Below are 14,958 nucleotides of genomic sequence, written 5' to 3'. Positions count from 1 at the left end.
ATCGAGCGTCCCACGGCAAGGCTGGGACGCCAGAGGTGAGAGGGGCGCGTGGTGTCGTTCCTGATCCGGGTCCTCCTTCCGGACAGCCCGGGGACCCTCGGCGCGGTCGCCACGGCGCTCGGCACGGTAGGCGCCGACATCCTCAGCGTGGACGTCGTCGAGCGCGGCAGCGGAGTCGCCGTCGACGACCTGGTGGTCGAGCTCCCGTCGGGTCGTCTGCCCGACGCGCTGATCACGGCAGCGGAGAGTGTCGAGGGCGTCGAAGTCGATGCGGTCCGTCCCTACGCGGGCGTCCTGGACACGCACCGCGAGCTCGAGCTCGTGGAAGAGATCGCCGCGCAGCCGAAATCCGGCCTCGACATCCTCGCCGAGGGCGTTCCCCGGATCGTGCGCGCCGGCTGGGCGATGATCGTCGAACATTCGGAGACCGGCGCGGTCCGGCTGGCCTCGTCCAGCGCGGCCCCGGAGACCCCGATCACCGATCTGCCGTGGCTGCCGCTGGAACGCGCGACGGTCCTCGACAGCGAGGAGGCCTGGATCCCGGAGACGTGGAAGGAGCTCGGCACCGAGCTCGCCGCGACCCCGCTCGGCAAGCCGGGCAAGGCGCTGCTCGTCGCCCGCCCGGGCGGGCCGAACTTCCGCGCCGCCGAGGTCGCCCGGCTCGCCCACCTCGCCGGCATCGTCGCGGTCGTCCTCGACGGCTAGCGAGAAGCCCGTCACGTCGCCGAAAGGGACGAGTCCGCGTGGGCTCGTCCCTTTCTCGACAACGCCCAGGTCAGAAGTCGATCTGGTAGGCGATCAGGGAGATGTGCGGGAACGGCCGCCAGTCCCGCTCGACCAGGCGCGTGAACCCGAGGCGTTCGTAGAGCCGATGCGCGCTGTGCATCCGGTCGACGCTGCTGAGCACCACTCTGCGGAGACCCAGTGCGCGAGCGCGGTCGAACACCGCCTTGATCAAGGCTTCGCCGACACCGCGGCCACGCGCCGACGGCGCCACCGCCAGCATCCGGAACTCCAGCTCGCCCGGACGCGAGACCTCGGCGTATTCGGACCCTGGGTGCACGACGGTCACGGTCCCGACCACCACCCTCGCCGCGTCCACGGCGACCAGGACCTCGGCCTTCTCGACCCGGCGCGCGACGTCACGCAACATCGCCTCGTAGCCGACGTCGTCGGCCAAGTGGCCATCGGCCGCGTATGCCCGCACCGTGACTTCGCCCGCCGCGGCGTACTCCTCAGGCCGCGGCGGCCTGATCTCGACGTCACCCATCCGTTTCCCCAGCCTCTTCTTCGGTGGCCTCGTCGCCGGCCGGCAGCGCCACCTCCCGCGCCGCGTCGGGGCCCTGCTCGAGCAGGACGCGGAAGCCGGCCTCGTCGAGCACCGGCACCTTGAGCTGAATGGCCTTGTCGTATTTCGAACCAGGCGAGTCCCCGACGACGACGAAGGCGGTCTTCTTCGAGACCGACCCGGCGGCCTTGCCGCCGTGGGCCATGACGACTTCCTTGGCCTCGTCTCGCGAGAAGCCCTCGAGCGAGCCCGTCACCACGATCGACAGCCCCTCGAGGTGGCGCGGGATCGACTGGTCGCGTTCCTCCTCCATCCGCACACCGGCGCGTCGCCACTTTTCGACGATCTCCCGGTGCCAGGCGACGTCGAACCACTCCTGCGTCGCGTGGGCGATGGTCGGGCCGACGCCGTCGACTGCCGAAAGTTCCTCCTCGGTGGCCTGCTCGATCCGTTCGATCGAGCCGAACTCACGGGCCAGCGCCTGCGCCGCGGTCGGCCCGACGTGCCGGATCGACAGCGCGACCAGCACCTTCCACAACGGCCGGTCCTTGGCCACGTCGAGGTTGGCGAGCAGCTTCCGCGCGTTCGCCGACAACTCCCCCGCCTTGGTCCGGAACAGTTCGACCTCGGCGAGGCTGTCCTCGTTCAGGTCGAAGACGTCGCCCTCGTCGGCGACCACCCGGGCTTCGAGCAGCGCGACCGCCGCCTCGTACCCGAGGACCTCGATGTCGAAGGCGCCGCGCCCGGCCAGGTGGAACAGGCGCTCCCGCAGCTGCGCGGGACAGAACCGGGTGTTCGGGCACCGGATGTCCTTGTCGCCTTCCTTCTGGTAGGCGAGCTCCGTGCCGCATTCCGGGCAGTGCGTGGGCATGACGAACTCGCGCTCGTCGCCGGTGCGCGCGTCCACGACCGGACCGAGGACCTCGGGAATGACGTCGCCGGCCTTCCGGATGACGATCCGGTCGCCGATGAGCACGCCCTTGCGCTTGACCTCCTCCTGGTTGTGGAGGGTGGCCCTGGCCACGGTCGACCCCGCGACCGTGACCGGCTCGGTGACCGCGAACGGGGTCACCCGTCCGGTGCGCCCGACGCCGACCTGGATGTCCAGGAGCGTGGTGATCGCCTCTTCCGGGGGGTACTTGTATGCGATCGCCCAACGCGGGGCGCGCGACGTCGTGCCCAGCCGCCGCTGCAGCGCCACCTGGTCGACCTTGATGACCACGCCGTCGATCTCGTGCTCGGCGTCGTGCCGGTGCTCACCCCAGTAGGCGATGTGCGCGGTGAGCTCGTCGGCCGAAGTGAGGACCTTGCTGTGCGGCGACACCGGGAGCCCCCAAGCGGCCAGCGCGTCGTACGCCTCGGACTGACGCTGGGGCTCGAAGCCCGCGCGTTTGCCGAGGCCGTGGCAGATCAGCCGCAGCCGGCGCTCGCGGGTGATCTTGGGGTCCTTCTGCCGCAGCGAGCCGGCCGCGGTGTTGCGCGGGTTCGCGTACGGCGGCTTGCCGGCCTCGACCATCTTCGCGTTCAACTCGAGGAAGTCCTCGACGCGGAAGAAAACCTCGCCTCGCACCTCGACCAGGGCGGGCACCGGGAACTGCTCGGTGCCGGTCAGCGTCAGCGGCACTTGGTCGAGTGTGCGGACGTTGAGCGTGACGTCCTCACCGGTCCGGCCGTCGCCCCGCGTGAGCGCCCGGGTCAGGTGGCCGCTTTCGTACAGGAGGTTGATCGCCAGGCCGTCGATCTTCAGCTCGGCGAGGAATTCCGTGCGCCCGACCTCCTTCTCGACGCGTTCGACCCAAGCCAGGAACTCGTCCTCGGCGAACACGTTGTCCAGGCTGAGCATGCGTTCGAGGTGGTCGTGCGCGGTGAAGTCGGTCGAGAAGGTGCCACCGACCCGCTGGGTCGGCGACTCGGGCGTGACAAGCGCCGGGTGGGCCTCCTCGAGCCGCTGGAGTTCGCCCAGCAGCTCGTCGAACTGCCCGTCGGAGATGATCGGCGAGTCCAGGACGTAGTAGCGGAACTGGTGGTCGCGCAGTTCCTCGGCGAGGGCGCTGTGCCGCTCGCGGACGTCGGCCGGGACGTCGGCGACGTCCTCCGCGGCCACCGGGGCGTCGACCGCCGCAACCTGGTCCTGGGGAAGTTCGGTGCTGCTCACGGGTGGTAACCCTAGCTGGAGGTACCGACATTTTCGTCCGGTCCGCCGCCCAGTCCACGGACCAGTTCACGGAGCTCCAGAAGGGTGATGGCCCCGGCCGGCTCGGCCTCCGCGGTCTCGACGCGCCGTAACCGTTCGGCGGCGAGCCGTTCACCCAATGTCGCGTCGAGCGGGAGGAAGGTCATGGTCCGCCGGGTGGCGTCATCGAGATCGCCGAAGCGCGGGTGGAAGACGGCGACATCGACCACGTGCTCCTCGTCGTCCACCTGGGCGACGACCCGGACATCGGCCAGCGCGATCCGGTGCTCGCCGAGGTTCACCGTGACTTCGGTCGGATCGGGCACCGGCGGAACCGAATCGTGGTACTCCCAGATCGCGTCGTCCGGCGGCGCGGCCGCGCGCCACGCGTCGGTGAACGGCCGCACTTCGGGATCTTCCTGCCCGGTCACGACCAGGGCGTAGATCGCCTGGCGACCGCGTTCGAGCGAGAAGTGCAGCCGCGGGTGCAGCGCCTCGACCAGCTGGCATAGCTCGTACTCGACCCGGTGCGGCTCGCCCTCACCCAGCGCCGCGCTGACCATGGGAAGCAGCTCGAACCAGCCGTGCCAGAACGCCTCCGCGGCGGCCGGCGGATCGTCCGGGACGGGCTGCTCGGGCCACGCGGTGCGCGGGTCGGGCGGATCGGCAGCGGCGCTCTTGCGGCGGAACAGACGCATGGTCAGGGGTGATCCTCGTTCGGTCGGCTACCCGACACGCTACTTGCCGGCCGGAGCGGACGTCGGCGAGTTGCCGGATTCCGTCACCAGCCTTCCGGCGGCTCCACGAAGGCTTTGCCGAGGTCCCGCGTCAGCGCCAGGGCCCGCCGCATCCATTCCGGTGTCGCACCGGCGAGGCCGCAGGCAGGTGTCGGTACCGCCCGTTCGGCGAGGACGCTGCGGTTGAAGCCGAGCCGGTCGGCCAGCCGGAACGCCGGCTCTCCGACATCCTTCAGGCTCGGCGGCGACGTCGGCGAGGTCGCCGGAACCGCGCCCATGAACAGCGTCGCCCCGCCGTCCCACACCTCACCGACCTCGTCGAGGAACGCGGCAGACGCCCCGTCGAGCGCGGCGAGGTCGAAGGCCAAGGCGTCCGCACCGGCCTCGCGCAGCAACCCCAGGGGCGGTTTCGCGGCGCAGCAGTGCAGGATCACCGGACGATCGGTGATCCGTCGCGCGCCCTCGATCACGGTGGTGAGCAGCTGGCGGGCCTCAGGCTCCGGCACCGCGGGGACGGTCCCGTAGCCGGACGGCGTCGACAGGCCGCCGGCCAGCACCGCGGGCAACGACGGTTCGTCGAACTGGACGACTACCGGCGCGCCGGTCCTGGCCTGCACTTCCGCGACGTGGTCGGCCAGGCCGTCCAGCAGGGACGCCGTGAAGTCTCGCAAGGCCCCGCGATCGGTGAGCACCCGATGACCGCGGGCCAGTTCGATCCCGGCGCCGAGCGTCCACGGCCCGGCCACCTGAACCTTGAAGACCGGCGGGGTGACCCCGGACTTCTCCCGAGCCTCCTGCACGGCGTCGAGATCCCAGCGAAGCAGATCGAGGGCCCGGCGATGCTCGTGCCCAGGCCGCGACGCGACGCGGTAGCCGCTCGGCACGACCTCGACCGCCAGGTCGACGAGCAGTGCGGCTGTCCGGCCGAGCATGTCCGCCCCGACGCCGCGGGCCGGCAGCTCGGGCAGGTGCGGAAAGTCGGGCAGTTCGCCGAACACGACCGCCGCCGCTTCGGCGGGATCTTCGCCCGGCATCGATCCGATCGCCGTTGCGGCTCCGCTGGGCCAGATTCGCTCACTCACGACCACCGATTCTGGTCGACCCCTCGACACCGGTACCGGCCGGGGCGTCGAGATGCGGACATTCACCGCATTTCCGTTCGGTGACGCCATGAGTGGGTCCGCGGCGATAGGCTGACCGGCCATGACGAGTTCGCCACCGCAGCCGGGCTGGTACCCGGACGCGCGGGACCCCCGTCTGCACCGATGGTGGGACGGCCGGGCCTGGACCGCCGACACCCGCGCGGCCTCCCCATCCCCGCCCCCGAGCGACTCCGAGCCGATCGAGCTGGACATCGAACGCGCCCACGACCCGGCCCGGATCCAGAACCAGGTCAACCGCGCGACACGTGGCCGAGGCGGAACACGCGCCGGGGGCGGGACCCTGTTCACCGAGCCGGTCCTCGTGGTCAACCAGCGCGCCAAGCTGATCGAGATGGCCAACGAGTTCGGGGTCTTCGACCAAAACGGCAACCGGCTCGGCGGGGTCGTCGAGGTGGGCCAGAGCACGCTGAAAAAGGCGATCCGGCTCCTGACCACTTACGACCAGTTCCTGACCCACAAGTTCGAGGTCCGCGACGCCAACCACAGCACCGTGCTCAAGGTGACCCGGCCGGCGAAGGTGTTCAAGTCCCGGTTCCTCGTCACCAGGGCCGACGAGACGCCGATCGGCGAGATCGTCCAGGAGAATGTCTTCGGCAAGATCCGGTTCGGCTTCATCGTCGACGGCCGGCCCGTCGGCGGGATCTTCGCCGAGAACTGGCGAGCCTGGAACTTCTCGATCCGCGACCACGCCGACACCGAGGTCGCGCGGGTGACCAAGACCTGGGGCGGGTTCCTCAAAGCCGCCTTTACCACGGCCGACAACTACGTCGTGGAGATCCCTCACCCGCTGCCGGATCCGCTCGCCAGCATGGTGGTCGCCGCGGCCTTGACGATCGACACGGCCCTGAAGCAGGACACCGACTGATCGAGTGACCGGCGTCTCATCTCCTCCCGGTGGACAGCGGGCCCGGCACGGCCCAGCCTGAAGAAAGGCCGGGACGCCGCAGTCTCGCCGGGACGGAGGTCACCGTGGAACCGTTGCCGGAAAGCAGCGACAGGAACTGGACCGAGCCCGGAATCTACGAGGTCTCCGCTGGCGTCTATCGGATCCCGTTGCCGCTGCCCAACGATGCCTTGCGCGCGGTCAACGTCTACGCGGTCACCGACGGCGAGAAGCTGGTCCTGGTCGATTCCGGCTGGGCGCTGACCGTGGCCCGGCAACAGCTCGCCGACGCGCTGAGCGGGATCGGTGCCGGACTCGCCGACGTCAGCGAGTTCCTCGTGACCCACGTGCATCGGGACCACTATTCGCAGGCGGTGGTCCTGCGTCGTGACTTCGGTTCGAAGATCGCTCTCGGCCAGGACGAAGAGCCATCGCTCAAGGCTTCCGGCAATCCCGACCGCCTGCCGATGGAAGCCCAGGTCGACCTGTTGTTCCAGGCGGGGGCCGGCGAAGTCGTGGAAGCGCTAGCCCGACAGTTCGGAACGAACCGGCGGCACACGGAAGCCGAGCTCTGGGAAGCGCCCGACGAATGGCTGACGCCCGGCCCGCGGCCGATCCTGCCCGGACGCCAGTTCGAAGTCGTCGCCACTCCGGGGCACACGTCCGGTCATGTCGTCTTCGTCGACGACGCTGCCGACCTGTTGTTCTCCGGTGACCACGTGCTGCCGCACATCACGCCCTCCATCGGGTTCCAGCCGGTGCCGGCCGAACTGCCGCTCAACGACTTCATCGGCTCGCTCCGCTTGGTGCGTGCCATGCCGGACCGCCGCATGCTTCCCGCGCACGGCCCGGTGTCCGAAAGCGTGCACACCCGGGTCGACGAACTGCTGGAACACCATCGTCAACGTCTCGAGACAATCGCCTCCCAAATCGAGGCCGGCGCTACTTGCGCGTACGAAGCAGCACACCGGATCGGCTGGACTCGCCGCAACCGCAAACTGTCCGAAATGGACTCCTTCAATCAGATGCTTGCGGTCCTCGAAACCGCGGCCCACCTCGATCTCCTGGCATCTCAAGGGAAATTGAGCGCCCAGACCGTCGACGGGGTTCGTCGTTACGCGGTGACCTGAGAGCAGACGCGGCCAGCACTGCGGGTAGCCACGTCGTTGCAGTTAGGTCCGCCGTCCAGCCTCCTGCATACTGGGCGGGATGGAGGTCATCAGACGCGCGCGGGCAACGGACATCGAGGCGCTTGTGCGCCTGTTCGGCGCACGCGGCGAACCGTTGGCAGCCGCGCTCCGGGAACTCATGAACACCCCGCACGTCACGCTGGTCGTGGCCGAGGACGACAACGGCGTCGCCGGCACTGCACAGCTGACCGTGCTTCGAGGCCTCGCCTGGGACGGCGCACCCCGCGGCCTGCTCGAAGGCATCCGCGCCGCACGGCGCGGTGTGACCAGCGCACTCCTGACCTGGGGCATCGACGAAGCCCGCCGGCGCGGGTGCGCGCGCGTCCACCTCGATTCGGGCGTCAACCGCGGCGACCTGCGAGATTTCTACGCTCGCTTCGGCTTCGAGTACAGCTACCAAGGATTCACCCGCGTCCTGTGATACTGACGCCGTGGCCGACAACACCATCCGCAGGGCACGGCGAGAAGACATCGAGGCGATCGTGCGCATGCTGGCGGACGACCAGCTCGGCGCCACCCGGGACGACCTCGGCGACCTCGAGCCGTACCTGCGCGCCTTTGACGAGATCGACGCGGATCCGAATCAGCTTTTGGTGGTCGTCGTGTCAGGCGACGAGCCGGTCGGCACCTTGCAGCTGACGATCATTCCGGGTCTCGCCAGGCGCGGCGCGCTTCGCGGCCAGATCGAGGCCGCGCGGATCCACGCCGGCCATCGAGGCACCGGACTGGGCGCCGATCTCGTCCGCTGGGCGATCGACGAGTCGCGGCGGCGCGGGTGCGCCCTGGTGCAACTCACGTCGGACACCTCCCGGACCGAAGCGCGCCGGTTCTACGAGCGGCTCGGATTCGCACCCAGCCACACGGGTTTCAAGCTCAAGCTCTGAGCAATGAAGCCCCCTACCCGGAGCGAAGCAGTGACTGTCTATTTCGGACATTTACCCTCCCATGATCGTCACGCGGACGTCCGCATACCCGCACGATCCCGAAACAGTTGCGATCCGTCAAGATGAAGGGCACGAATGGACCGTTCGCGCCCTTTTGCTGACTTTCCTCGCAACCCGTCGTACCGTCGAGCTCATGACGCATTCACAACCAGTCCACAAGCTCATCCCCGCATCCGTTCAGGGCGCCGACGGTGAACTTCCGTTCGTGCTGCAATCGATCCGCGCCGACCCAAACACCTTGCAGCACATGAAAGACGACCAGGTCGTCGACCTGATCCGTGATACCGACGCGGAGATCTCGAAACTGCAAGCGGTGCAACTGAGAGCGATCGCGGACCTGAGCGTGCGACGGAGACGGGCGCCCAGCGCGTCTTCGGAAGTCGCGTTGGCCTTGTCCATAACGGAACACCGCGCCAGTGCCATCGTTTCCGCGGCCAACGCGCTGATTGCCCGCCTCCCCCGCATGCTCAACCTCATGGACGACGGCCAGCTCGACCTCTATCGCGCCATGAAGGTCACCGATGCGACGGCATGGCTGTCGGGAGATCACGTACGTGTCGTCGACGCGACGCTCGAAGATCGGGTGCCGGGAAAGAACGCCACCCAGGTCCGGCGGGCCGCGACCTACGCCGCCGCGCAAGCCGATCCCGACGGCGCAGCGCTCCGCACCGAAAGAAAGCTCGTCGAGCGGCGACTCACCCTGCACCATCAAGACACCGGCGTGACCCACCTGTCGGTCAACAACGCGCCGACAGAGAAGGCAACCGCCGCCTATGCCCGCGTCGACCAAGCAGCCCGTGCGTTGAAGACGCCGGACGAACCGCGAACGCTGGATCAGCTCCGAGCGGACGTGGCCATCGATCTGCTGCTCAGCGGCACAGGTGGCCCCAGCGAACGTACCGAGGTCTTCCTGCACATCGACCTGGCCACCTACCTCGGCCTCAATCAGACCCCGGCGGCGTTGGCCGGTCGCGGGCCCATCGCGTCTGCGCTGGCTCGGCACATCATCGGCGGGCCCGACACGACGCTGCGCCGAGTTCTCACCGATCCGCGAAATGGTCACGCGGTCGAACTGTCTCCGACGCGCTACTCGCTCGAGCAGGACGAGTTCATCAGGGTTCGCGACCAGGAGTGCCGGCAGCCCGGATGCACGCGCCCCGCACAGAGCTGCGGGATCAAAGCGACTCGCACGAAGGGCGAGTCCGGAGGTGCCGCGGACCAAGGCGTCACCTTCTGCTCGCGGCACAGCAAGCTGGAGGGACAGCTTGGCTGGGACTACGAAGTCACGCCGGATGGCACCCTCAACGTCGCGACGCCGACAGGGCAAGTCCATTCGACGACACCACCGTCGATGCACCCCCGCCGCCGAAAGGCGGACCGGCTCCGGAAGAAGCCCCGGAAGTGACCGACGATCAGCGGGTGCCGGAAATCTTCGCGCTGCCGAGGACGACGTCTCCATCGCCGGGATCAGGGCGGTAGAGAACGACGACCTGACCCGGAGCGACTCCTCGCAGCGGCTCGCGCAAGTGCACCGTCATGGTGTCGCTGTCCACGTCGGCGACCGCCTCCACGATCCCTCCGTGGGCCCTGACCTGGACCACGCATTCGGTGGGTTCGGTCAGCGGCCGGCCGCTGGGCCAGATCGCCCGGTCAGCCTCGATCACCTTGACGCCGAGGTCGGCCGCGGAGCCGACCTTGACGGAGCCCGAGACCGGTTCGAGCGACAGGACGTACCGAGGACGACCGTCCGGCGCCGGAGCATCGATCCCCAGCCCCTTGCGCTGGCCGACCGTGAACCCGTGCACCCCCGTGTGCCGGCCGAGGACAGCACCCGTTTCCGCGTCCACGAGCTCGCCAGGACGCTGTCCCAGCCGGTTCTCCAGGAACTTCTTGGTGTCGCCGTCCGGGATGAAGCAGATGTCGTGGCTGTCGGGCTTGTTTGCGACGGACAGACCTCGTCGCTCCGCCTCGGCCCGCACGTCGGTCTTCCAGGAGCCACCCAGGGGGAACATGGCGTGACTGAGTTGTTCCGGTGTCAGCGAGGCGAGTACGTACGACTGGTCCTTGCCGCTGTCCGCGCTGCGACGCAATTCAGGCACACCGTCTACCACGGTGAGACGCGCGTAGTGACCTGTCGCGACCGCATCGAACCCGAGCGCCATCGCCTTTTCGAGAAGCGCTTCGAACTTGATCTTCTCGTTGCAGGTGACACAAGGATTCGGGGTGCGTCCGGCAGCGTATTCGCCGACGAAGGTTTCAACGACCTCTTCGGTGAAGCGCTCAGCGAAATCCCAGATGTAGAACGGGATGCCGAGGATGTCAGCAGCTCGCCGGGCGTCGTGTGAGTCCTCGATCGTGCAACACCCGCGCGAGCCGGTCCGCAGAGTTCCCGGTTTGGCCGACAGGGCCAGGTGCACACCGACGACGTCGTGCCCCGCGTCGACCGCGCGCGCCGCGGCCACCGCCGAGTCCACTCCTCCGCTCATCGCGGCCAAAACCCGCATTGCCTTACACCTCTTGCTTCTGAGTCTGCTTGCGCATTCCGGCGAGACCGGCCTGCCGGGCGCGCATGACGACGCCACCGATCTCCGCAGCCACGGCGTCGACGTCCGCGGCGGTGGATGTGTGGCCAAGGGAGAAACGAAGGGAACCGCGAGCCGCTGCCGGGTCAGCCCCCATGGCGAGCAGCACGTGGCTCGGCTGAGCGACGCCTGCAGTGCACGCAGATCCCGTCGAGCATTCGATGCCCTTGGCGTCGAGCAGCATCAACAGGCTGTCGCCGGCGCATCCGGGGAACGTGAAGTGGGCGTGGCTGGGCAGCCTCTCGCCATCTCCACCGTTGAGGACGGCGTCGGGTACCTCACGTTGAACGGCCTCGACGAGCTCGTCCCGAAGTTCCTCGACGCGCTTCGCGTAGTCGGCTCGGGACGCGACACTGGTTTGGACCGCAGTCGCGAAACCCACGATCGCCGGGACGTCGAGGGTGCCGGAGCGGACGTTGCGTTCCTGGCCTCCGCCGTGCAGCAGAGGCGCGCAAGGTACGTCACGTCCGAGCAGCAGCGCTCCCACTCCGAATGGGCCACCAAGCTTGTGCCCGGTCAGAGTGAGCGCTGCGGCGCCGCTGGCGGCGAAGTCGACCGGTGCGGCCCCGACGGCCTGAACCGCGTCGGTGTGGAACGGGATGTCGAACTCGGCGCACACCGCCGCCAGCTCGGCGATCGGGTTGATCGTGCCGACTTCGTTGTTCGCCCACATCACGGTGGCCAACGCCACGGTCTCGGGATCCGCGGCGATGGCTGCCCGGAGGATGTCAGGCGAGACCCGCCCCTGGCTGTCCACGTCGAGCAGCGTCACATCGGCGCCGCTGTGGGCTTCGAGCCATTCGACGGTATCCAGCACAGCGTGGTGCTCCGCGGCACCGCACAGGACGCGGCGACGCTGCTTCTGCTCGCCGCGACGAGCCCAGTAGATGCCCTTGATCGCGAGGTTGTCGCTCTCGGTGCCCCCGCCGGTGAAGATCACCTCGGAGGGACGAGCACCCAGTGCCTCGGCGATGGTTTCGCGGGCTTCTTCGACCATCCGGCGAGCCCGGCGGCCCGAAGAGTGCAGCGCCGAGGCGTTGCCCACGGTGGGCAGCGCCTCGGTCATCGCCGCTATGGCTTCGGGCAACATCGGTGTGGTCGCCGCATGGTCGAGATAAGTCATCGCTGTTCCAGGGTAGTCCGCTCCAGTGCGTGACGAAGTCCACCCTGGCTCTCGAAGTGGCCTGTCACACCTTTGACGGCCACCGCCCGCTCAGCCGGACGCCCACCACCGCGAGCGCCACCAAGGCCACCGTGAGCAGGGTCATCGCCGGCGACGGGTCGAAAACCGAGCCGACTGCGCCGAGCAGGACACCACCCAGGCCGATGAGCAGTGCAGAGCCGACCCAGTCCGCGAGCTGCATCGCCGAGGTGTTGAATCCGCGCTCGCCTTCGGGCGAGTAGCGGAGCAGGAGGACGGAGATCGCGGGCATCGCGATCCCCATGCCTGCGCCGCCGACCGCGCAGGCCACGAAGGCGACCCAGCCGGGGAACCACGACTGCGAAACCAGGCCGAAGCCGACCAGGCCGGCCGCGACCAGCCAGAACCCGGTGCGCAGCGATGCCTCTCGCGACCAGTCGAGGTACCGGCCTTGCGCTGCCGACGCCGCCGACCAGCCCAAAGCCGTGATCGTCAGTGGCAGGCCGGCGAGGGCGGGGCTGTAACCGTGGACCGCGCTCATCGTCAGCGGGAGATACGCCTCCATCCCGGCGTACGCTCCGGCTATCAGGGCACGAGAGGCGATGACGGTCGGCAGGCCGGGGCGGGAAGTCAACGTCCCGGACGGCAGCAGCCTCCGGAGCGCGTAGCCCAGCGCGATGAGTCCGACCGTGCCGTAGCCGAGCGCGACGAGTGACTGGTGCTGAGCTGCCCACGTCAACGCTGCGACGCCGAGCGCGGCGATGATCGCCTGCGGCACGCTCGCCCGTCGCCCGCCCGTGGCGGGCTCGTGGGTGGGCAAGCGCCGGACGACCACGACCAGCATCAGCACGCCGACTGCCACGAGCGGAACCAAGCCGAGGAAGACCCAGCGCCAGCCGACGCTGACCGTCACGACCCGGCTACCGACGGCCCGATGACCGCGGGCAGGACCCAAGCGGCCGCGTTCGCGGCGTAGATGACCGGACGTTCGTGGTCGGTGAACGTCAGCGCGATCAGGAGGGAGACCGAGACGAGGAGCAATCCCGCGCCGAAGCCTTGCAACGCGCGGCCGAGAAGGAGCATCGGCATCGCGCTCGCCGTTCCTGCGACCACCAGACCGGCCGCGAACAACATGGGCCCGGCGAGCAGCGCCGGCGCCGGGCCGCGGCGGTCGCCGATCCGGCCCGAAAGCACCGTCGCGACCACGCTGGAGATCAGGAAGATCGTGAAAGGCCACGAGTAGAGCGACAACCCGTGGAGGTCGGCGACCAGCGTGGGCATCGCCGTCGCCACGCCCATGCTCTCGAACGCGACCAACGTGACCACGAGCAGCAGCGCGATCGTGGTTAGCCGGTGTTCCGCGCTCCAGAGCACGCTTCGGCGACGGGGTGCGGAGTCGATCGTCGAGGCCATGATCAGCAGCTTGCAACCTCCAGCACGCTGGAGGTCAAGGTGGTTCAGGCGGAGCGGCGCACCACCGGTTCCAGTGGCAGGCCGCGGGCCAGCGCGGCCGCTTCGCCTCGGGAACTGACGTCGAGCTTGTCGAGGATGTTGCGGACGTGGAACTTCACCGTGTGCTCGCTGAGCTGCAGTTGTTCGGCGATCTGCCGGTTGCGCAGCCCCTGGGAGATGCCCGACAGGACTTCCAGTTCGCGTGGGTTGAGCCGATCGAGGGGAAGCAGCTCCGGCGGCTCCACCACGCCGAGCGGGAGCGCCGCCGTGACCGTCGTGCCCCAGCTCGGCACGGCGTCGACCTCCCAGTGGCCGCCGAGGGCTGTGAGGCGCTCGGTCAGGCCACGGGGCGGGACCGCGTCGGCCACTTCGGGGCAATCGTCGCGGACCGTGATCCGCAGCACCGATCCCTCCACGTGCCAGGAGGCCCTCACGCGCGTGGTCGCAGCACGATCCAACGCCGCGAGTACCAAGCCTCGAGTCAGCGTCCGTGCGGTGTGGGCGATGTCCTGCGGGAGGGACGCGTCGCCGACGGGGTCGACGTCGACTTCGGTGTGCCGGACCAGGTCGGCCAGCTGGGTCTTGAGGACGGCGAATGCCGCGTCCGCCTGCTCGGCGGACAGGACCTGGTCGCGGTCGACGACGCCTTTGAGCTGGAGCAACGCGTCAGCGGCGAGGTCGACCGCGGTGCGGCGGGCGACGGCGTCGGGGAGCCGGCTCGAGCGGAGGACCGACAGGAGCGTGACCAGGCTTGCCGCGTGCGTCTGGCCGAGGTCGGTGATCGCCTGGGCGCGGGCGGAGGCCGCGGCGAGGCTGCCGGCCAGGACGTCCGGGCCCGGGTCCGTCGCCCGTTGGCCCGCGTCGGTGCTGACGATGTGCCACAGCCGGGCCGCCAATTCCAGCTCCGCGGGCGGCGGCTCCGCCGCCTCGGGCACCACGGCGATCACCGCGCCCTGGCCGACGGCCGGCGTCGAAGCGAGCAGGACCAGACGACGCTCGGTGCCCCCGAGCACGCCGTCGGTCACCAGGGCTTTGCCCGGCGCGCTGCGGTCGACCAGCCGTTGCAGCTCGACGCTCGTCACGGCCTGCGTGATCGCTTCGTCTCCGATGACTTTGAGCGGGCTGCGAGGACAGTCGCCCGTCTGCATCGCCGCCGCGCGATGCGGGATCAGCTTGGCCAGCTCGGCGGTGAACCGGCTGAGCAACTGAGGCCGCGGTGCCGACAGGAGCCGCTCGACGACGTCCAGCACGTGCCGCGGATCCGACCAGGAAGCGTCCATGGCCTCCAAGGTAGGCGCGTCCGCGGTCCGGCGACCTGCTCGTCCGGCTAGTGAACACTGCTCGTCCGGGCGGTTCGGTGGCTCCGCCGGGCGAGTTGACTTCCGGGGGAGGACATTCGAACCGA

13 protein-coding genes and 1 pseudogene are annotated in these 14,958 nt (G+C 69.3%); 6 read left to right on the top strand and 8 right to left on the bottom strand.

Annotation, left to right across the window (positions count from 1 at the left end; translation table 11 throughout):
* Positions 1-51: 51 nt before the first annotated feature.
* Positions 52-705, top strand: a complete 654-nt coding sequence (locus tag C2L58_RS02390; protein ID WP_043781008.1) for an amino acid-binding protein — start codon at positions 52-54, stop codon at positions 703-705.
* 70 nt (positions 706-775) lie between these two features.
* Here C2L58_RS02390 and C2L58_RS02385 read toward each other — a convergent pair whose 3' ends face one another.
* The 4 genes from C2L58_RS02385 to C2L58_RS02370 all read right to left on the bottom strand — a co-directional run bounded on the left by C2L58_RS02385 (position 776) and on the right by C2L58_RS02370 (position 5,280).
* A complete protein-coding gene (locus C2L58_RS02385) occupies positions 776-1,270 on the bottom strand; it encodes a GNAT family N-acetyltransferase (protein WP_103335427.1) in 495 nt (164 codons plus the stop codon).
* A complete protein-coding gene (gene ligA, locus C2L58_RS02380) occupies positions 1,263-3,443 on the bottom strand; it encodes an NAD-dependent DNA ligase LigA (protein WP_103335426.1) in 2,181 nt (726 codons plus the stop codon). The genes C2L58_RS02385 and ligA overlap by 8 nt, the downstream gene beginning before the upstream one ends.
* 11 nt (positions 3,444-3,454) lie before the next feature.
* A complete protein-coding gene (locus C2L58_RS02375) occupies positions 3,455-4,159 on the bottom strand; it encodes a hypothetical protein (RefSeq protein WP_103335424.1) in 705 nt (234 codons plus the stop codon).
* 83 nt (positions 4,160-4,242) lie between these two features.
* The gene (locus tag C2L58_RS02370) at positions 4,243-5,280 is read right to left on the bottom strand and encodes a methionine synthase (RefSeq protein ID WP_103335521.1); all 1,038 of its coding nucleotides are present in this window, start codon (positions 5,278-5,280) and stop codon (positions 4,243-4,245) included.
* Between the two features lie 121 nt (positions 5,281-5,401).
* Here C2L58_RS02370 and C2L58_RS02365 point away from each other — a divergent pair, with 121 nt between their 5' ends.
* From C2L58_RS02365 to C2L58_RS02345, 5 genes are all read left to right on the top strand, one after another.
* Positions 5,402-6,226 (top strand): phospholipid scramblase-related protein, encoded by an 825-nt coding sequence (locus C2L58_RS02365; protein ID WP_103335422.1) that lies wholly within the window; start codon positions 5,402-5,404, stop codon positions 6,224-6,226.
* Between the two features lie 104 nt (positions 6,227-6,330).
* Positions 6,331-7,374, top strand: a complete 1,044-nt coding sequence (locus C2L58_RS02360) for an MBL fold metallo-hydrolase (protein WP_103335420.1) — start codon at positions 6,331-6,333, stop codon at positions 7,372-7,374.
* A gap of 79 nt (positions 7,375-7,453) precedes the next feature.
* Positions 7,454-7,855: a GNAT family N-acetyltransferase gene (locus tag C2L58_RS02355; RefSeq protein WP_103335418.1), complete on the top strand. Its 402-nt coding sequence runs from the start codon at positions 7,454-7,456 to the stop codon at positions 7,853-7,855.
* Positions 7,856-7,865: 10 nt separating this feature from the next.
* Positions 7,866-8,318, top strand: coding sequence for a GNAT family N-acetyltransferase (locus C2L58_RS02350; RefSeq protein WP_103335416.1), 453 nt, complete (start codon positions 7,866-7,868; stop codon positions 8,316-8,318).
* Positions 8,319-8,511: 193 nt separating this feature from the next.
* On the top strand, positions 8,512-9,783 hold the full coding sequence (locus C2L58_RS02345) for a DUF222 domain-containing protein (RefSeq protein ID WP_103335520.1): 1,272 nt from the start codon (positions 8,512-8,514) through the stop codon (positions 9,781-9,783).
* Between the two features lie 7 nt (positions 9,784-9,790).
* On the opposite strand, the gene mnmA is transcribed toward C2L58_RS02345, so the two are convergent.
* From mnmA to C2L58_RS02325, 4 genes and pseudogenes are all read right to left on the bottom strand, one after another.
* Entirely contained in the window at positions 9,791-10,882 is a 1,092-nt protein-coding gene (gene mnmA / locus C2L58_RS02340; protein WP_103335415.1) for a tRNA 2-thiouridine(34) synthase MnmA, read from the bottom strand.
* 4 nt (positions 10,883-10,886) lie between these two features.
* Complete coding sequence (locus C2L58_RS02335; RefSeq protein WP_103335413.1) at positions 10,887-12,083, bottom strand: cysteine desulfurase family protein; 1,197 nt, start codon at positions 12,081-12,083, stop codon at positions 10,887-10,889.
* Positions 12,084-12,147: 64 nt separating this feature from the next.
* Positions 12,148-13,514: pseudogene (locus C2L58_RS02330) on the bottom strand (MFS transporter).
* A 44-nt stretch (positions 13,515-13,558) separates the two neighbouring features.
* On the bottom strand, positions 13,559-14,833 hold the full coding sequence (locus tag C2L58_RS02325) for a LuxR C-terminal-related transcriptional regulator (RefSeq protein WP_103335412.1): 1,275 nt from the start codon (positions 14,831-14,833) through the stop codon (positions 13,559-13,561).
* Positions 14,834-14,958 lie beyond the last annotated feature (125 nt).

Source organism: Amycolatopsis sp. CA-126428 (genome assembly GCF_002904335.1).
In the GTDB taxonomy this organism is placed as follows: Bacteria; Actinomycetota; Actinomycetes; order Mycobacteriales; family Pseudonocardiaceae; genus Amycolatopsis.
This window is presented reverse-complemented; position numbering and strand designations above follow the sequence as displayed.